Origin of the sequence: Streptomyces griseus, assembly GCF_001715295.1 — a bacterium.
Lineage (GTDB): Bacteria > Actinomycetota > Actinomycetes > Streptomycetales > Streptomycetaceae > Streptomyces > Streptomyces griseus_G.
In genome coordinates this window covers 281480-299424 of sequence record NZ_MDKB01000001.1, presented here as the reverse complement: position 1 = coordinate 299424, position 17945 = coordinate 281480, and the positions used below count along the sequence as shown (strand labels likewise).

General features: G+C 72.6%; 17 protein-coding genes. 1 reads left to right on the top strand and 16 read right to left on the bottom strand.

Annotated elements, in window-relative coordinates:
- Positions 1-106: 106 nt before the first annotated feature.
- The 15 genes from BA175_RS01185 to BA175_RS01115 form a co-directional block, all read right to left on the bottom strand.
- Positions 107-1339, bottom strand: a complete 1233-nt coding sequence (locus BA175_RS01185) for an arginine deiminase (protein ID WP_069169288.1) — start codon at positions 1337-1339, stop codon at positions 107-109.
- A 270-nt stretch (positions 1340-1609) separates the two neighbouring features.
- Positions 1610-4153, bottom strand: coding sequence for a polynucleotide kinase-phosphatase (locus BA175_RS01180; protein ID WP_069169287.1), 2544 nt, complete (start codon positions 4151-4153; stop codon positions 1610-1612).
- Entirely contained in the window at positions 4150-5676 is a 1527-nt protein-coding gene (locus BA175_RS01175) for a 3' terminal RNA ribose 2'-O-methyltransferase Hen1 (protein ID WP_069170275.1), read from the bottom strand. Before BA175_RS01175 ends, BA175_RS01180 begins: the two co-directional genes overlap by 4 nt.
- 43 nt (positions 5677-5719) lie before the next feature.
- A complete protein-coding gene (mmuM, locus tag BA175_RS01170) occupies positions 5720-6652 on the bottom strand; it encodes a homocysteine S-methyltransferase (RefSeq protein WP_438947302.1) in 933 nt (310 codons plus the stop codon).
- 199 nt (positions 6653-6851) lie between these two features.
- Positions 6852-7796, bottom strand: a complete 945-nt coding sequence (locus tag BA175_RS01165; RefSeq protein WP_069169286.1) for an LLM class F420-dependent oxidoreductase — start codon at positions 7794-7796, stop codon at positions 6852-6854.
- A 90-nt stretch (positions 7797-7886) separates the two neighbouring features.
- Positions 7887-8411, bottom strand: coding sequence for a DUF6099 family protein (locus tag BA175_RS01160; RefSeq protein ID WP_069169285.1), 525 nt, complete (start codon positions 8409-8411; stop codon positions 7887-7889).
- Between the two features lie 123 nt (positions 8412-8534).
- Positions 8535-8894 carry a nucleotide pyrophosphohydrolase gene (locus BA175_RS01155; RefSeq protein WP_069169284.1) on the bottom strand — a complete coding sequence of 120 codons (360 nt, stop codon included), beginning with the start codon at positions 8892-8894 and terminating at the stop codon, positions 8535-8537.
- A complete protein-coding gene (locus BA175_RS01150) occupies positions 8891-10114 on the bottom strand; it encodes an AAA family ATPase (RefSeq protein WP_069169283.1) in 1224 nt (407 codons plus the stop codon). Before BA175_RS01150 ends, BA175_RS01155 begins: the two co-directional genes overlap by 4 nt.
- A gap of 7 nt (positions 10115-10121) precedes the next feature.
- A complete protein-coding gene (locus tag BA175_RS01145) occupies positions 10122-10529 on the bottom strand; it encodes a cell division protein SepF (RefSeq protein ID WP_069169282.1) in 408 nt (135 codons plus the stop codon).
- Between the two features lie 75 nt (positions 10530-10604).
- Positions 10605-11924 (bottom strand): cytochrome P450, encoded by a 1320-nt coding sequence (locus tag BA175_RS01140; RefSeq protein WP_254667788.1) that lies wholly within the window; start codon positions 11922-11924, stop codon positions 10605-10607.
- The gene (locus BA175_RS01135) at positions 11921-12535 is read right to left on the bottom strand and encodes a GTP-binding protein (protein ID WP_069169281.1); all 615 of its coding nucleotides are present in this window, start codon (positions 12533-12535) and stop codon (positions 11921-11923) included. The genes BA175_RS01140 and BA175_RS01135 overlap by 4 nt, the downstream gene beginning before the upstream one ends.
- Entirely contained in the window at positions 12513-12866 is a 354-nt protein-coding gene (locus tag BA175_RS01130; RefSeq protein WP_069169280.1) for a DUF742 domain-containing protein, read from the bottom strand. The genes BA175_RS01135 and BA175_RS01130 overlap by 23 nt, the downstream gene beginning before the upstream one ends.
- Complete coding sequence (locus tag BA175_RS01125; protein ID WP_069169279.1) at positions 12863-13288, bottom strand: roadblock/LC7 domain-containing protein; 426 nt, start codon at positions 13286-13288, stop codon at positions 12863-12865. The genes BA175_RS01130 and BA175_RS01125 overlap by 4 nt, the downstream gene beginning before the upstream one ends.
- A complete protein-coding gene (locus BA175_RS01120; RefSeq protein WP_069169278.1) occupies positions 13285-14676 on the bottom strand; it encodes an ATP-binding protein in 1392 nt (463 codons plus the stop codon). The genes BA175_RS01125 and BA175_RS01120 overlap by 4 nt, the downstream gene beginning before the upstream one ends.
- Positions 14677-14757: 81 nt before the next feature.
- On the bottom strand, positions 14758-15756 hold the full coding sequence (locus tag BA175_RS01115) for an MBL fold metallo-hydrolase (RefSeq protein WP_069169277.1): 999 nt from the start codon (positions 15754-15756) through the stop codon (positions 14758-14760).
- Between the two features lie 470 nt (positions 15757-16226).
- Here BA175_RS01115 and BA175_RS01110 point away from each other — a divergent pair, with 470 nt between their 5' ends.
- On the top strand, positions 16227-17120 hold the full coding sequence (locus BA175_RS01110; protein ID WP_069169276.1) for an SIS domain-containing protein: 894 nt from the start codon (positions 16227-16229) through the stop codon (positions 17118-17120).
- A 64-nt stretch (positions 17121-17184) separates the two neighbouring features.
- Here the strand turns inward: BA175_RS01110 and BA175_RS01105 are convergent, their stop codons facing one another.
- Positions 17185-17739 carry a hypothetical protein gene (locus tag BA175_RS01105; protein ID WP_069169275.1) on the bottom strand — a complete coding sequence of 185 codons (555 nt, stop codon included), beginning with the start codon at positions 17737-17739 and terminating at the stop codon, positions 17185-17187.
- Positions 17740-17945 lie beyond the last annotated feature (206 nt).

Sequence of the window (17945 nt, the reverse complement as noted above, 5' to 3'; positions counted from 1 at the left end):
GTGTGCACAGATGTGCACACCGGAACCGGAAGTATATACGAAGGTTCGCATTGCTATACAGAGCGCCCGGTGCGAAGGCTTCCCGGGGCGGAGTCCTCCCCGGAGCTCATACCGGATCGCGGACCACGGGGCAGCTCATGCACCTCGGGCCGCCCCGTCCCCGGCCCAGCTCGCTCCCGCGGATCTCGATGACCTCGATGCCCTCCTTGCGCAGATGCGTGTTGGTGGTGGCGTTGCGTTCGTAGGCGACGACGACTCCGGGTTCCACGGCCAGGACGTTGCACCCGTCGTCCCACTGCTCGCGCTCGGCCGCGTGGACGTCCTGGACGGCGGTGAGCACCCTGATCGAGTCCAGACCCAGCGCCGCGGCGATGGCGCGGTGCATGTGCTCGGGCGGATGGTCGGTGACCTTGAGCTCGCGGGGACCGCTCCCGGGCTCGATGGTGTACGAGCGGAGCATCCCGAGACCTGCGTACTTCGTGAACGTGTCCCCGTCGATCATCGTCATCACCGTGTCGAGGTGCATGAACGCACGCCGCTTGGGCATGTCGAGGGCCACGATCGCCCGGGCCGAGCCGGCGTCGAAGAGGCCCCTGGCCAGCATCTCCACGGCCTGCGGGGTGGTGCGTTCGCTCATCCCGATCAGGACCGCGCCCCTGCCGATGACGAGGACGTCACCGCCCTCGATCGTGGACGGATAGTCGTCCTGCCCCTCCGACCAGTGGTGGAAGACGCCCGCCTCGGCTCCGGTGAACAGCGGGTGGTGCCGGTAGATCGCCTCGAAGTGCACGGTCTCGCGCTGCCTGGCCGGCCATCGCATCGCGTTGATGGACACGCCGTCGTAGATCCATGCCGAGGTGTCACGGGTGAAGAGGTGGTTGGGCAGGGGATTGAGCAGGAAGTCGTCCAGGTCCATGACGTGGAAGCGGACGGACGTCGGTTCGGAGTGCCGGGCCAGGAACTCCCTCTTCGTCATGCCTCCGACGAGGGCCTCGGTCAGCTCGGCGGCGGTCAGCTCCTCGAAGGCCGCGCGCAGGTGCTCGGTGGCGAGCGGCCCGTACTCCTTCTCCGCGAACACCCGGTCGAGGACGAGTCGCCGTGCCACCGGGATGTCGAGGGACTCCCGGAGCAGATCACCGAAGAGATGGACCTCCACACCCCGGTCACGCAGCACGTCGGCGAAGCCGTCGTGCTCCTCCCTGGCGCGGCGCACCCACAGCACGTCGTCGAAGAGGAGCGCGTCCTTGTTGCTGGGGGTCAGCCGCTTCAGCTCCAGATCGGGGCGGTGCAGGATGACGCGGCGCAGCCGCCCGGCCTCGGAGTCGACATGGAATCCCATGCCTCCATCCTCACCGCGTGGAGCGCCCTTCACCCCTTCGAACCGCCCGCTGATTCCCTCCCCCGCACCGGCGTGGGGGAGGACCGGGCGGCGGTGCGCCGGCCTCCGGTCACCAGTGGTCACCGGCCGGCCACCGGACCAGGGTGGCCGAGCCGGGCGCAGCTGACGGATGCGGTGACGGAACAACGTGGTGACGAACCGACCGGACGACCGGACGACCGGACGACCGACCGGACCGGGCAACCGGGCGCCCCGCCACCGCCGTCGTCTTCACAACCGCGGGTCGACCGGCTCCGACTCCAGGGCCAGGACCGCGAAGACCGCCTCGTGGACCCTCCAGAGCGGTTCCCCGTCGGCCAGCCGGTCCAGCGCCTCCAGACCCAGGCCGTACTCGCGCAAGGCCAGCGACCTCTTGTGGCCGAGGGACCGTGACCGCAGGCGCTCCAGATTCTCCGGCCGCGTGTACTCGGGACCGTAGACGATCCGCAGGTACTCCCGGCCGCGCACCTTGACGCCGGGCTGGACGAGCCGTCCCCCGGCATCCCGCACGAAGGCGCCGAGGGGTTTCACGACCATGCCCTCCCCACCGCGCCCCGTCATCTCCAGCCACCAGTCGATGCCGGAGCGCACGGAGGCTTCGTCGCCCGTGTGGACGATCAGGCGGCGGGTGACCTGGAGCAGCCCGGTCGGGTCGTGCTCGACGAGCCGGTCCAGCCAGGCCAGCTGCTCGTCGTGCGGTGCGCGGGCCAGCGAGCGGCCCCGCACGGCGAGGACCTGGAACGGCGCGAGCCGGACACCGTCGAGCCCCTCGGTGCTCCAGCAGTACCGCCGGTACGCCTCCCTGAACGCGGCGGCGTCCGCGGCCCGTTCCCTCTGCCGCCCGGCGAGGGCGGTGACGTCCACCCCTCGGGCGGCCGCTGCGGTGAGTGCGTCAGCGGCCACGGGGAGCACCGCTCCGGAGGCGGCACCCACGGCCGCGTACTGCGCGCGCAGGAGCCCGGCGGCCTTGAGGGACCAGGGCATGAACTCGGCGTCCAGCAGCACCCAGTCGGTGTCCCATTCCTCCCAGAGGCCGGCGGCGGTGACGGCTGCGCGGAGTCGGCCGAGGACGACTTCGGTGAGCGCCACGTCGTCCAGGAACGGCCGCCCGGTGCGCGTGTGCAGGGCGCCGGTGGGGCCGTCGGTGCCGAACCGCTCGCGTGCCGCCTCGGCGTCGCGGCAGACCAGGGCCACCGCCCGCGAGCCCATGTGCTTCTCCTGGCAGACGACCGTACCGACGCCGTCCGCGCGGTACCGGGCGAAGGCCTCCGCCGGATGCTCCAGGAAGCCGGGCTCCTGCGAGGTGGCGGTCGGGGCCATGGTGGGCGGGAGGTAGGCCAGCAGCCGTGGGTCCACGGCGAAGCGGCTCATGACTTCCAGCGCGGCCGCGGCATTCTCCTCCCGCACCGCGATACGGCCCATGTGCCGTGTCTCCACGACACGGCGGCCCTGTACGTCGGCGAGATCGAGCGGCCGCCCCTCCCGGCCCCCCGGCGCCTCGGTGGCCGGCGGCTTCACCGGTTCGTACCAGACCCGCTCGGCCGGCACGTCGACGATCTCACGCTCCGGCCAGCGCAGCGCGGTCAGCTTTCCACCGAAGACCGCTCCCGTGTCCAGGCAGAGGGTGTTGTTGAGCCACGAGGCGACGGGCACGGGCGTGTGACCGTAGACCACGGCAGCACGCCCGCGGTACTCCTCCGCCCACGGGTAGCGCACCGGCAGCCCGAACTCGTCGGTCTCGCCGGTGGTCTCCCCGTACAGCGCGTGCGAACGGACCCGTCCGGAGGTGCGGCCGTGGTACTTCTCCGGCAGCCCGGCGTGGCAGACGACCAGCCTGCCCTCGTCCAGGACGTAGTGGCTGACCAGGCCGTCGATGAACTCCGCCACCCGGGCCCGGAACGCGGGGTCCCTGACGTCCTCCCGCTCCAGCTGCTCGACGGTCTCCGCGAGGCCGTGGGTGTGCCGGACCTTGCGTCCCTCGAGGTAACGGCCGAGCTTGTTCTCGTGGTTGCCGGGGACGCACAGGGCGTTGCCCGCCGCCACCATGGACATGACGCGGCGCAGCACCCCGGGGCTGTCGGGTCCGCGGTCGACGAGGTCGCCGACGAACACGGCGGTGCGCCCCTCCGGGTGCCTGCCGTCCACGTAACCGAGCTTCCCGAGCAGGGACTCGAGCTCGGAACTGCAGCCGTGGATGTCGCCGATGATGTCGAACGGGCCGGTCAGGTGGCGGAGGTCGTTGTAGCGGCGCTCCAGGACGATCTCGGCGGAGGCGGCCTCCTCCTCGGTGCGCAGGACGTGCACCTTGCGGAAACCCTCGCGCTCCAGGCCGCGCAGCGAACGGTGCAGCTCACGGCGGTGCCGCTGCACGACGTGGCGGGGCATGTCCGCGCGGTCGGGGCGGGTGCTGTTGCGTGCCCGGCAGACCTCTTCGGGCAGGTCCAGCACGATGGCGATGGGCAGCACGTCGTACTGCCTGGCCAGCCGCACGAGCTGCTTACGGCTCTCCGGCTGCACGTTGGTGGCGTCGACGACGGTGAGCCGTCCGGCGGCCAGACGCTTGCCCACGATGTAGTGCAGGACCTCGAAGGCGTCGCGGCTGGCGCTCTGGTCGTTCTCGTCGTCGGCGACGAGTCCGCGGCAGAAGTCCGAGGAGACGATCTCCGTGGGCCTGAAGTGCTGACGTGCGAAAGTGGACTTCCCCGATCCGCTGGCGCCGACGAGCACGACGAGGGACAGGTCGGTCACCGGCAGCGTGCGTGAGGTACCGGTCATGCTGCCTTCGCCTCCTTCGTCCCCGCCGTGGCGGCCGTCGCGGTCGTCGTGGGGGCTGCCCCGGGTGCGGGTCCCGCCGAGGAGATACTCATCGTGAACACGGCCATCTGCGTGGGCGGTCCCACTTCGGGGTCGTCCGGCCCCACGGGCACGAACGTCACCGTGTAACCGTGGCGTCCCGCCACCCGTCCCGCCCAGTCCCGGAACTCCTGCCGGGTCCACTCGAAGCGGTGGTCGCCGTGGCGCACGTGTCCGGCCGGGAGCGTCTCCCAGCGGACGTTGTACTCGACGTTCGGCGTCGTCACGAGCACGGTGCGGGGTCGTGCCGAGCCGAACACGGCGTACTCCAGGGCGGGGAGCCGCTCCAGGTCCAGATGCTCGATCACCTCGCTGAGCACCGCCGCGTCGTACCCCTTCAGCCGCTTGTCGGTGTAGGTCAGCGCACCCTGGCGGAGAAGGACGCGGGCGGCCTGCCGCTCGCCCATCCGGTCCAGCTCGAGCCTGCGCGAGGCGACGGCCAGCGCCCGCATCGACACGTCCACCCCCACGATCTCCGTGTAGCGCGCGTCCTTGAGGAGCGCCTGCACCAACTGGCCCTGTCCGCAGCCGAGGTCGAGCACCCGGGCGGCGCCCGAGGCACGCAGCGCCGTCAGGATCGCCTCGCGCCGCTGCTCGGCGAGCGGCACCGGTTTCTCCTCCGTGTCGGTGGTCTCGTCCACCGCGTTGTCGACGCTCTCCACCTCCAGGTCGTCCGACTCCGCCAGCCGCACCAGTTCGAGCCGCTCCATCGCCTGCCGGGTCAGACCCCGGCGGCGGGAGAGATAGCGGCTGGTGACGAGTGTCCGCTCCGGGTGCTCGGCCAGCCAGCCCTCGCCGGCCCGGAGCAGCTTGTCGACCTCGTCGGGGGCGACCCAGTAGTGCTTGGCGTCATCGAGGACGGGCAGCAGCACGTACAGCTGGCGCAGCGCGTCGGCCAGCCGCATCTCCCCCTCCAGCACCAGCCGTACGTAACGCGAGTCACCCCACTGGGGAAACTCCTCGTCCAGTGGCACGGTCACCGCGTCCACCCGTGTCCAGCCGAGCGGTCCGAACAGCTTGCGGACCAGTTCGGCACCGCCCCGCGCCGGAAGTGCGGGCACCTCGACGCGCAGCGGCAACGGCTCCAGCGCCCGTTCGGGCCTGGCCCGGCACACACCGTTCAGCGCGGTCGTGAAGACCGCCGCCATCGCGACCGAGAGGAGCGAGGACGCCGCGTAGGGCCGGTCGTTGACGTACTGCGCGAGGGCCGCGTCGGGAGCGCCGCCCCGGCCCTTGCCCTTGCCGCGCCGGACCAGCGCCACCGGATCCACCTCCAGCAGCAGCGCGGCCGTGCACCTCTCCGCGGAGGCCTCGGGGTAGAAGACGTGCGCGGTGCCGTGCGAGGTGGAGAACTCCTGCGCCTTCCCGGGATGCTTGTGCAGCAGGTATCCGAGATCGGTGGCGGGACGTTCAGGGCTTCCGGTCGTACCGATAGTCAGGAACACACGCTCGAGTATGATCCCGCCCTCCACCCCCCACCAGGGATTTTCAGGGACACGGTCCTTCCAGCACGGTGGCCAGCTCCGCGATCTCCGAGGGGCCGACCCGGCAGCAGCCCCCGACCAGCCGGGCCCCTGCCCGCTGCCAGTCCCGCACCCGTTCAGGCCGGAAGGTGTTCCCGCCCGACCACGCCCGGCGTGCGGCGTCCCACGTCTCGCCGCTGTTCGGGTAGACGACGACGGGCTTGCCGAGCACAGCCGCCGCTTCCACCGCGCCGCCCGCATCCTCGGGTGCGCAGCAGTTGACCCCCACGGCCACCACCTGGTCGTTCCCGGCCACGAGTCCGAAGGCCTCCTCCAGCGGCTGCCCCGCCCTCGTCCGGTCCCCGGCGACGCTGTACGAAAGCCAGACGGGCACCGGAAGATCCTGGACCGCCCGCAGCAGGGCCTCGGCCTCGTCGATGTCCGGCACGGTCTCCAGAGCCAGCACGTCCGGTCCCGCCTCGGCCAGCGCCCGGGCTCTGGGGCGGTGGAAGCGCTCCAGCTCCCGGACGGACAGCCCGTAGCGGCCCCGGTACTCGCTGCCGTCCGCGAGCATCGCCCCGTACGGACCGACCGAGGCGGCGACCCAGACGTCCCGGGACGTCAGCGCCCCCGCCCTGCGGGCCGAGTCCACACTGCGCGCCATCAGCCGCTCGGCCCCGGCCCGCCCGACACCGCGCCGCGCGAAGCCCTCGAACGTCGCCTGGTAGCTGGCGGTGATGAGCACCTGCGCCCCGGCCCTCACGTAGGCCGCGTGGGCGGCCTCGATCTGCTCCGGCGCGTCGGCCAGCAGCCTGGCCGACCAGAGCTCGCCGGACAGATCGCAGCCCTGCGCCTGCAGTTGGTTGGACAGGCCGCCGTCCAGCAGAACGGGGCCCTCGGCGAGCGCCTCACCGAGCGGACGGGCCGGCCGCACCGGCGGGATTCGGACGACTGGCACGGCTGCTCCTCGACATCGGCTGTCCCCGCCGACGCTCCACGCCGGCCGGCTGCTCCCCCACCGGTCACCTGCGGACCGGCCGCTCCGTCGTCCCCCGTGGGCCGACGGGCGCCCGGCCCCCTCCACCGGCCGGCGGCTCACGATCCTGCCGCCGGCCGGCCTCTCCGCGCGCCCCTCCCCAGGCCGGCTCCCGCGGCGGTCACTTCCCGGCTGAGGCTTCCCGCCGCAACTGGGACTGCACCCGCGAGGAGATCAGCTCCAGATGCTCCAGGTCGTCCAGGTCCAGGACCTGGAGGTAGATCCGCGACGCCCCGATAGCTGCGTACCGGCCGATCTTGTCGACCACCTCGTCGGGCGAGCCGGCCAGGCCGTTCGCCTTGAGGTCCTCGACCTCACGTCCGATGGCGGAGGCACGGCGCGCCACCTCCGCGTCGGTCTTCCCGACGCAGACCACCAGGGCGTTGGAGTACACCAGGTCGTCCGCCGCCCGGCCCGCCGCGACGGCCGCGGCCCGGACCCTGCCGAACTGCTTCTCGCTGTCCTCGATCGACGCGAAGGGGATGTTGAACTCGTCCGCGTACTGCGCGGCCAGGCGCGGGGTGCGGACCGCGCCGTGCCCGCCGATCAGGATCGGCACCTTGGCCTGGGCCGGCTTCGGAAGCGCCGGTGAGTCGGTGAGCTGGTAGTACGCGCCGTCGTAGCTGAACGTTTTGCCGGTCTCGGTCCCCCACAGGCCGGTGACGATCGCCAGCTGCTCCTCGAGCCGGCCGAACTTCTCCTTCGGGAACGGGATGCCGTACGCCTTGTGCTCCGCCTCGAACCAGCCCGCCCCCAGCCCCAGCTCGACCCGGCCGCCGGACATCTGGTCGACCTGTGCCACCTGGATGGCCAGCACACCCGGCAGGCGGAACGTGCCCGCCGTCATCAGGGTGCCGAGCCGGATCCGCTTGGTCTCGCGGGCCAGCCCCGCCAGCGTGATCCACGCGTCGGTCGGCCCGGGCAGGCCGTCGCCGGAGCCCATCCGCAGATAGTGGTCCGACCGGTAGAAGGCGTCGAAGCCGAGGTCCTCCGTGGCCTTGGCGACGGTGAGCAGTGTGTCGTAGCTCGCCCCTTGCTGGGGCTCGGTGAAAATTCGAAGATCCATGCCTCCATCCTGCACCTTCGGCACCGCACGACTCGGCCTGTCCCCGCCCGAGCCGTGGTCGGCCGCGGCCGGCCACCCGGACCCGCGGGCTCACGGCCGGCCGGTCACGGAGCCCGCCGGTCCCCGGATCACCCCGTACGGGCCGGCGCGCTCCTGGTCCGGATCCCGCTCCCACTCCTGCTCGGCGAGCCGTCGCTGCATCCCCTGCACCCGGTCCACCGACTCGTCGACGGCGTCTATGGCCTCGATGCACTGCCAGTACAGCCCCTCCTCCTCAGTCCCGCAGGCGACGCCGACGAGGGCGATCCCCACCTCGCCGAGGAGCAGGGCGAGCACGTCCAGCGTCCGCGGGATGTCGGCGACTTCGGTGAGCCGGGTCGCACGCACGCCCCCTGCCGGAACCATCGGGTGGTCGAGCACCGGCGCTCCCGCCGCCCCGATCTCGCTGAGGCCGCGGGCGTCCGTCCGTAACTCCGCCGGGCCGCACCGCACCAACTGCCCGCCCACCGCCCGCGCGAGGGCCTGGGCCTGCCAGGCCTCCGTCATCACCGCAGGCGCACCCCGGCTCGCAGCCAGAGACCGCCGACCGTCCTCGATGAGCCGCTCCGCTTCCATGACACTCCCCCGTCCGCCGAAAACCCGCTCACCTTTCTCATTACCCACAGTGAGGTCGACGGCACCGTAAAGCCAGAGGAAATCGGAAATCTGTGGACAGGAAACCGATTGTGGATAAGTCGATCACTCCGAAGAGTGACGATGCTGCGGTGCGGGTCGGTCCGCGACCGGGAAACGGGACTCGTTCCGCTCGATCTTGGCCGCCAGCGCGGCCAGTACGTCCACGCCCAGCACCTCACAGAACTGCAGCAGATAGGCCAGGACATCGGCCACCTCGTCCTCCACGCGGTCCGCCGTCCCGGGGTCCTCCATGACCCGCCCCGCTTCCTCGGGCGTCAGCCACTGGAAGATCTCCAGCAGTTCGGAGGCCTCGACGCTCAGGGCCGCAGCGAGGTTCTTGGGGGTGTGGTACCGCTCCCAGGCCCGGGCCGCCGCGAAGTCGGCCAGCCGCCGCTGGAGTCGTGCTACGTCGAGTTCCGTCACCGGGACAGGTCTACCACTGCCACACCGGCCGTCGCACGGGCCACCGCCGCAGTCGCCTCCGTGACCGTTCCGAGCAGGCGCATGTGCCCGCCCGCGCAGACCGAGGCGGCCAGCGCCAGCAGTTCTCCCGTCTGCCTCGCGTCCATGCAGCGGTCGAACCCGTCGGCCAGGACCGTGAGCGCCTGCATCGCCGAGGGCACCTCCGCCACCGGGTCCACCACCAGGACATGAGGCCCCGTCAGCAGGACCAGTGCGAGCGCCAGGTACCGCAACTCCCCGTCCCCGAGACGGCCGAGGGGCGTGCTGTGCCCCGGCCCCCGCTCCGTACGGGCCAGCACCCTCCCGTCCTCCAGGCGCTCGACGCCCAGTCCCGTCACCCGTCCCGCGCACCCCGCGTCGGCACCGGCCACCAACCGGGCGTGCCGCTGCGCACACTGGCTGTGGGTGCGGTACAGCACCTCGGCCAGGTTGTCGCAGCCGGAGGTCAGCCGGCCCTCCCCGACCGGGACCGCCGCGCGCATACGGCCGGGCACGGGATCGCAGACGAACGCCGACCGCAGCGCCACCACCACCTGTTCCGCGGCAGCCAGTACCCGCAGTTGCCCCGCCGTCGTGCCCGCGACCCGCAGCGGCAGCAGGGCGGTGCCCAGCCGGTCGTCGGGGAAGGGCGCGCGCGTCACGGGCACCGCCCCGGCGGTGTGCCAGGCCGCCTGCACGGCGGAGCCCCGGGGATCACGCAGTGCCGTGGTCAGCAGCGTCTCGCCGTGGTCCGTCAGCCGCTCCCCGACGATGCGCAGGGTGGGCTCGGCCTGGACTGCCAGTTCCAGCTTCACCGGACCGGCCGGACCTTCCACCGTGCAGCCGAGCCGGAAGCCCCTTCGCCCCTGCGCGTCGGCCCCCGCCCGCTCGGGCACCCAGGCGGCCGGGTCGGGGAAGACGTCCTCCAGCGGATCTCCGGCGGCGAGCCGCGCCAGCGCCTCGTACCCGCGCAGGGCAGTCGACTTCCCGCTGCCGCTGCCCCCGGCGAGCAGGGTGAGCGGACCGAGCGGGAGCACGGTGCGGCGGTGGGGTCCGAAGGCGGGGAGCCTGAGTTCACCGACGAACGGGCGGGGCGGGCGGGCGGCTCGGCCGGGCGCGGGGGACCGGTCCGTCGCCGTGGAGGTCACAGTCATGACCGGACCGTACGCACGCCCGCGACCGGCGAACCGTTCCGCCCGCACGACCTTCCTACGATTGAGGTACGCCCGCCGCGGTGACCCCCTCGACCTCCATGCCGACCGGCGCGAGCAGGAACACGTTGCGGTCCACGCGGTGCATCCCGCTGCCGAGCCCGAAGACGACACCGCTGCTGAAGTCCAGGATCCTTTTGGCCACGTCGCTCTCCGCCCCGGTCAGGTCCAGCAGGACCGGAATCTGCGCCACCAGGTACTCGGCCACCTCACGCGCGTCCGCGAAGACCTGGACCCGCAGGACGACCAGGCGGCGCTGCTCCGCCGCCTCCCGCTGCTCCGGGACGGCGCGGTGGTCGACCCGCGACGGCCACTCGTTGCGCCCCCTCAGGGGTACGACCTGTGCGAGCCCTTCCCACTGTTCGTCGGTGGCGTCGTACCTGTCGTACCTGTCGTACCTGCTCACAGAACCACCCCGTCGGTATGCCGGTTGGCTGTGCGCCGGCTGCGCTCGTTGTCCATCGGGCAATTCTGACCTCCCTCACCCGTTCGGCGTACCACCGACACGGGCCTGACCGTGATCGACACTCCCGGGCGCGGTGCCGGCCGGGGTCCCGGGAAGCGTGTCGAGCGGGGTGAAGCGCACCGGGAGATGGGCGGGGGCACGGTGGAAGGGGCCCGGCCGCCACAGAAGTCCCTCCGGGTCGACGGCGAGTTCGAGGTCGCAGAGCTGGCTGGTGAGCTGCTCGATCGCGGTCATCGCCATGAGCAGGGCGGGCTGCTTCGCCGGGCACCGGTGCGGCCCCGTCGACCAGGCCAGATGGGCGCTGTCCCCGGAACGCACCGCGAGCCCGGAAGTTGCCGGCGGGGACTGCGTGTTGGCGGCGGCGAACGAGACCAGGACCAGCTGTCCGGCGCGCAGCGGGACACCGTGGAACTCGGTGTCGCGCCGGGGATAGTGCGCCCCCATGTTGGCCAGCGGAGGGTCCCGCCACAGCACGTCGTTGATCGCCTCCTGCGCCGTCATCGCCCCGCCGTGCAGGAAACCCCCGTACCGGGTGTCACTGAGCATGCGCAGCAGCGCGTTGCCGATCAGGTTCGTCGTCGGGTCGTGGCCCGCGCTCATGATCAGTGTGATCTGGCGCACGGCCTCGTCGTCGTCGAGGCCCGCCGGGTGGGCGAGGAGGTAGCTGGTGAGGTCGCGCCCGGGGCGCGCCCGGCGCTCGGCGACGAGTCCGCTGACGACTCCGACGAGGTCGGCGTACGCGGCCGCCGCGTCCTCGGCGGTGTCCATCATGCCCGAGGCGCCGCGGACGATCCGTTCGGTGTCGCCCGGTGCGACGCCGAAGGACGAGGTGAAGACGTGCAGGGGGAGCCTGCGCGCGTACTGGGCGATGAGGTCGCCGGTGCCGGTGGCGGAGAACGTGCCGATGAGCCGCCGGGCGATCCCGGCCACCTCCGCGCGCAGCAGGTGCGGCTCGATGAGGGCGAGGGTGTCGTTGATGGCCTCGCGGTAGCGGGCGTGCACGGCGCCGTCGCTGAAGAGCGCCGTGGGCCGGTGGCCGAGCACCGGCAGGACCGGGGAGTCGGCGGGCACACCCGCCTGCCAGGCCCGCGGGTCCTTGGTGAAGGTGTCGGTGTCCCTCAGCAGGTCGACGGCGGCCTGGTAGTCCGTGACCAGGGTCGCGTCGATGTCCGGAGCGATCCGGACGCGTGCCAGCGGCCCCTGGGCGCGCAGCCGGCGGTAGTGGCCGTGCGGATCTGCGGCGAAGGCGGGGCCGTACAGCGGGAGCGGCTCGTGGGAAGGGGTGCCCGCACCGGGTGCGGCTCCGGAGGGCGTACCGGCTTCGGGGAGGTTCATGCCGGGTCCTGGGTCGGGGACAGGCACGTCAGTGCGTGCTCGGCGAGGGCGATCAGTGCGTGGATGCTTCCGTGGCGTTCGCGGGCGTCGCACTGGACCAGCGGGGTCCGCGGATCGAGGTCGAGGTGCGTGCGGAGCACCTCGTCCGTGTGGGCGGGCGCGTCCGGGAAGCGGTTCACGGCGACGGCGTAGGGCAGCCCCTGGTCCTCCACCATGTCCATGACCGCGAAGGAGTCCCCCAGGCGGCGGGTGTCGACCATGACGAGGGCGCCGAGGGCCCCCCGCGCGATGTCCTCCCAGAGGGGAAGGAAGCGTTCCTGCCCCGGGGTACCGAACATGTAGAGCACCAGGTCGTCCTGGACGGTCAGTCGGCCGAAGTCGACGGCGACCGTGGTCGTGGTCTTCCCCGGAAGACCGGCGGTGTCGTCGAGTCCGGCGCTCGACTGCGTCATCGCCTCTTCCGTGTGCAGGGTCGGGATCTCCGACAGGGTACGGATCAGGGTCGTCTTGCCCACGCCGAAGGGACCCGTGACGACCAGTTTCATCAGGGTCTCGGCGGCGTTCGGCAGATAGCCGACGCCGCGCCGGTCAGTGGAGGGTACGGAGTCCAACGAGCAGCCTCTCGACGAGCGACCGGTCGATCTCACCGGCACGGGGGATCGGTGGCCGAGCGTGCAGGTGTCCCCCGGCCACGAGATCCGTGGCCAGGAACACCGTGGCGCTGACCGGCAGTTCCAGATGGGCGGCGCACTCGACGACGGTGAGGGCTCCCGGTTCCAGGAGTTCACACAGTCTGCGCTGCTCCGAACCGGCGTTCGGCGGTAGTGCCTCGTCCGTACGGACGAGCACGGCGAGCCGGTCGAGCGCGGGGCCGGTGGGAGCCGAGCGGCCACCGGTGACCAGATAGGCGGGGATCAGGCGGCGCCCTGGACCGGGGGTCATGGCCGGGTGGCAGCGTCCGGTTGGCGGGTGGGTGCGTGCATGGCCCGGGTCAGCGCGGTGACCTGCACCTGCATCTGGTAAGCGATGTTCCCCAGGTGCGCGTCGGGTGCGGCGAAGAGCGCCAGGGTGGTGTTGCGGCCCGCGGGTACGACGACGGCGAAGCCCTGATCGGACTCCACGACCGTCTGGGCCAGGCGCGGCGACTCGGCCTCGGTGAAGGCAGTGGTGAAGGCGCGGGCCGCCGCGTGCAGCGTGGCAGTCATCGCGGCGACCCGCTCGGCGGACGCGCGCTCCAGGCCGGGTGACGCGCCTTCGACGAGGCCGTCGCCGGTGGCCACCACGGCGTGCTGTACGCCGGGGAGTTCGAGCAGCGGGGTCAGCACCCAGGCGAGATCACCGGTGGGGGTGGGGGTGGCGCTCACGTCTCGTCGTCTCCTTGGTCGTCCGATGAGGAAGCTGTGGGTGCGGGCGCGTTCCTGCCGCTGAGGGTGCCCTCCTGGAGGGCGGCCCAGGAGGCCTCGGCCTGCTCGGGTGTCCGGAGCGGGGGCCGCTCCTCGTGCGTCTCCGGGGCGGGGCCCGGGGCCGGCGCCCGGCGGGGGGTCCTGCGGCGACGGCTGGGCAGTCCGGTCGCGGAGGTCCCGGCGGCGGGTCCGGCCGTCCGGCCGGTGGCGGGCTCCCCGGTGCCGTCGCCGGCCGGCTCTGCGGTGGGCGCCGGGGTACGGGCCCCGGGCTCCGGCTCCGCGAGGGGCCCCCGGGCGTCGACTGCCTTCGGCGCGAGCACGGACAGCGTCCGGTCGTCGTCCATCACCGTCAGCAGGTGGGCCGGTACGCGCAGCATCGTGCGCATACCGCCGTACGGGGACGCCTCGATGTGGCAGCTGAATCCGTAGCGCGCCACGAGCCGTCCCACCACGGCGAAGCCGGTCTGCGGCGGATCCCCCAGCTCGGTCAGCAGCACCTCGGAGGGCCCCGCCAGAAGCGTCCGGGCGCGCTTCAGAGCGTCGTCGTCCATGCCGATACCGGCGTCGTCGACCAGGACCAGGGCACCGCGCCCCGCCGTCTGCTGGACGGTCACCGGTACTTCCGTGTCGGGGTGCGAGTACGCGGTCGCGTTGGCCAGCAGCTCGGCGAGTGCGATGGCGAAGGGCTCGGCCGCCCGGGCGACCAGGGCCAGCCGCTCCTGGCGGAGGTGGTTGGCGACCTTGATCCGCTCGTACCCCGCTACCCGGGACTGGGCGCCGAGCACGACCTCGACGAGCGAGGAGTTCTGCCGGGCCAGGCCCGGCCAGGCGTCGCAGAGGACGGCGGTGGCCTGGGTGCGGCGCAGGGCGAGCTCGTTGCGGAAGTCGAGCTGGAGGATCCGCGGGTCGTCGTACTCGTGCTGGAGCTCCTGCAGCAGGTGCTGCGACTGGTTGAGCAGTGACTGGATCTTCGCGGAGGTGCCGCGCATGGCCGACCGGGCGGCCGCGTCGACCCGGCCCCGCTCCTCCAGGATCGCGGTGCGCGCCGCTTCGACCGCACCGGTCAGCAGCCGCGCGGCGTCACCCTCGACCCCGGCCGCCTCCCGCAGTCCGGGGACGGGCGCGGAGCGGTGGGAGAGCGCGGTCGCGGCGGCCGGGATCCGCTTCTCGGCCAGCTGGCGTATCTCCTCGCCCAGGGCGAGGGTGCGGGCCTCCGCCGCCTTCAGCTGACGCTCCATCAGCTCGACGCGTGTGGCGGCCCCGTAGGCGTCCCGCCTGGCCTGGTGGGTCCGCGTGGACGCCCATACCGCCACGCAGACGGCGATCAGGGTCGTGATCCATGCCGGCACGGCGTCACCGCTTCTCTGTGGTCGGGCACGATGCGCACGCCGTGCGGCGGGAGGGCGTACGGCGGCCGTTCGGCTCGGCCGTCACGCCGGTTCGCCGCCGGTGGTGACGCCGGCGGCGGTCTCCTGGGCGACGACGGCGACCTCGGCCATCACCTGCAGGACGCCGGGCAGTTCGGAGCCGTCCAGGTGCCGGTACTCGCTCCCGATGGTGACCACGAGGCGCTCGGGCAGGCCCAGGTCCGGGTAACGGCCTTCGCGGATCACCCGGCGGGCCGCCTCGGTGGCGGGCACTCCGGCGGCGTGAAGGGCGTGCGCCCGGTCGCGTACGTGGGCGAGGTAGCCGATGTGCTCCCGGACTCCGGCCGGGTCGAGCACGGGTCCGTGGCCGGGCACGATCACCTCGGCACCGGTGGCGAGGACGCGTTCGCAGGCGGCGATCACGTTGTCCAGGGGGCCGGCCCAGTGCACCGGGTGGTCCCCGGGCTGCCCCGCCGTGGAGGAGAAGATCACGTCACCGCTGAACACGGCGCGCTGCGCGGGCAGATGCACCATGAGGTCACCCGCGGTGTGGGCGGGCGGCAGCGACGACACCTGGACGACGTGGTCGCCCAGGGTCAGTTCGAGCTCTCCGGTGAAGTACGTCGTCGGCCGCACCGGTGCGGTGTCCGACCAGTCGAAGACGCCGAAGTGGCGGGCGAGGTACGCGCCGAGCGGGGTGGTTCGGTCACCCCCGGTCACCAGGGCGTGCTGCTGTTGCGGGGTGGGGTCGTAGTGGATGTGCTCCCTGGCCCCACGGGTCGCGATGATCTCCGCGTCCGGCAGCACGCCGGCGCCCCAGAAATGGTCGCCGTTGGCGTGGGTCACGATCACCCGGTCGATGTCCACCCCGTCGGGCAGCCTCTTCCGGCTCTCCACGAGGAACCGGCCCGCCAGCAGCGGGTCGTACGGGGTGTCGATCCACAGCCCGCCGCTCGGGGACACCAGGAGGCCGCAGTTGGCCAGCCCCCAGCCGCGCTTCGGCGGCAGCCAGGCGTACAGGCCTGTGCCGAGGTCAACGACGTCCCCACCCGTGATCGACATGGGGCGATTATGCCGACAGTGGTGCGCTCGCGCGTTCGAACTCGGCCATGAAGTCCGCCCGGTGGCGCGAAACCGACCCTTCCACCCGCCGAACGGCGTCCGGACGTGACCGTACGAGGTCGCCGGGCGCGGAGCCGGTACGGGACCTATCCCCCGATCCCTCCCGTAACGGTCACCGGCCCGGGGCTGGGACGGTGGTACCCCGCTCGGACGCAGAGAACCAGATTGAGCCGATTACCCACCGAGCTTGGCCGAAAACAGCTGCACATCTCCCCTCCGGACCACGGGACTCATGCTTGTTCTTGCTCTTTTGACCCATGTAACATGCAGAATCAATCATCAAAATGACGACTTCAACCAGGCCGGTACGGAGCAGACCCGCACCGGGCCCGGCCACGGCACACCAGGCACGGCACACCCCAGGCCCCGCACCTCCCGGGTGCGGGCAGCAGTGGAAGCGGAGCGCGGACATGTCCCACGTCGAAACCGAGACAGCCGACCAGCCGGAGTGCTGGCGCCGAGCGGCGCAGGTGGCGGCCGACCGCGCAGCCGTACTGCCCGCCACGGGTGAGCGCATCGCCGTGGTCGGCTGCGGCACGTCCTTCTACATGGCCCAGGCGTACGCCTCGCTCCGCGAGGACTCCGGGCAGGGTGAGTCCGACGCCTTCGCCGCCTCGGAGTTCCCCTTCGGCCGCCGGTACGACCGGGTGGTCGCCCTCACACGCTCGGGCACGACGACGGAGGTGCTCGGCCTGCTGACCCGGCTGCGCGGCACCACGCCGACCCTCGCGGTGACCGCCGACCCGGACACCCCCGTCATGGCGGCCGCCGACGAGGTGGTGGTGCTCGACTTCGCCGACGAACGGTCCGTCGTGCAGACCCGGTTCGCCACGACGGCGCTCACCCTCTTCCGCGCCCACCTCGGGCTGCACACCGACGACGTGGTGCGGGATGCGAGGACCGCGCTGGCCGAGCCGCTACCCGAAGGGCTCACGCAGTGCGCGCAGTTCAGCTTCCTGGGGCGCGGCTGGACGGTCGGGCTCGCCAACGAGGCGGCGCTGAAGATGAAGGAGGCGTCACTGTCCTGGACGGAGTCGTATCCGGCGATGGAGTACCGCCACGGACCCATCAGCATCGCCACGGCCGGGACGGCGACGTGGATGTTCGGCGCCGCCCCGGAAGGCCTCGCCGAGCAGGTACGGGCAACCGGAGCCCGCTGGGTGGCGAGCGGCCTTGACCCGCTGGCGGAGCTGGTCAGGGTGCAGCGGCTCGCGATCGCCCGGGCGGTGGCCCGCGACCTCGACCCGGACCTGCCCCGTCACCTCACCCGGTCGGTGGTCCTCGACGAGGCCGCCGGGGCCTGATCCTGCGCACGCGGGGGGTGCCGGGCGGGGTCCGTCCGCCCGGCACCCCCCGCGGAGGACCGGGTCAGGCGGCCTCGTCGAAGTAGGCGTCCAGCGCCGCGTCGAGGTCGGCCGTCCACTCCTTGAGGCTGCTCCGGGCCGCCGCCTCGACCTCGGCGTTGAACCAGCGGCGGCTCGACAGATGGACCGTGACGGTGAACCGGCGTCCGAACCGGGCGGTCCGGACCTCCACCGCGCCGATCTCTGACCAGTCGAAGTCCGCCTCCTGGTCGTCCAGCCGGAACCGCACGCCCTCGCGGTCCACCCGGATCGATCCGCGCCGGTCGCTGACCTCGAAGACGGGCCCGTCCTCCTTACCGGCGCCGGGACCGCGCTCGCCCTCCTCCCGCACCGCCGCGCCGGCGTCGTCCGCCACCGGGTCCGCGTCGTCCGCGACCGGCGCCCGCCCGGCGGCAGCCGCTGGTTCCTCCCGGCCCTCCGCCCCGGCACGCGCGTCGGCGGCCTCGTCCGCCTTCCCCTCCGTCCGGGCGGGGGCAGGGGCCGTCAGGCCGGGGATGTACGCCGGATCCGTGCCCGCGGCGAACTCTGGCTTGGTGTTGGAATCTATGCGCTGCTCCACGGCGGGCAGTATGGACGACGAACCTGTACGAGACCAGTCGCGGGGGCGTGGATCCGCGCCCCCGTACCCCGGAACCGCGTGCGGGCCCCGTCCCGCGCCGGCGGCCGGCCCGCGCGCCCGGGTCCCCGCACACGGAAGGACGGGTGGTGCGGGTCCGTCAGAACCCGCACCACCCGTCAGGCGTGGTCCGCTGTCACACGGTCAGC

Excerpts from the sequence above, each read along its gene's own strand:
- BA175_RS01185 (WP_069169288.1), bottom strand. The coding sequence starts at position 1,339 with ATGGGATTCCATGTCGACTCCGAGGCCGGGCGGCTGCGCCGCGTCATC.
- BA175_RS01180 (WP_069169287.1), bottom strand. The coding sequence starts at position 4,153 with ATGACCGGTACCTCACGCACGCTGCCGGTGACCGACCTGTCCCTCGTC.
- BA175_RS01165 (WP_069169286.1), bottom strand. The coding sequence starts at position 7,796 with ATGGATCTTCGAATTTTCACCGAGCCCCAGCAAGGGGCGAGCTACGAC.
- BA175_RS01160 (WP_069169285.1), bottom strand. The coding sequence starts at position 8,411 with ATGGAAGCGGAGCGGCTCATCGAGGACGGTCGGCGGTCTCTGGCTGCG.
- BA175_RS01140 (WP_254667788.1), bottom strand. The coding sequence starts at position 11,924 with ATGAACCTCCCCGAAGCCGGTACGCCCTCCGGAGCCGCACCCGGTGCG.
- BA175_RS01130 (WP_069169280.1), bottom strand. The coding sequence starts at position 12,866 with ATGACCCCCGGTCCAGGGCGCCGCCTGATCCCCGCCTATCTGGTCACC.
- BA175_RS01115 (WP_069169277.1), bottom strand. The coding sequence starts at position 15,756 with ATGTCGATCACGGGTGGGGACGTCGTTGACCTCGGCACAGGCCTGTAC.
- BA175_RS01110 (WP_069169276.1), top strand. The coding sequence starts at position 16,227 with ATGTCCCACGTCGAAACCGAGACAGCCGACCAGCCGGAGTGCTGGCGC.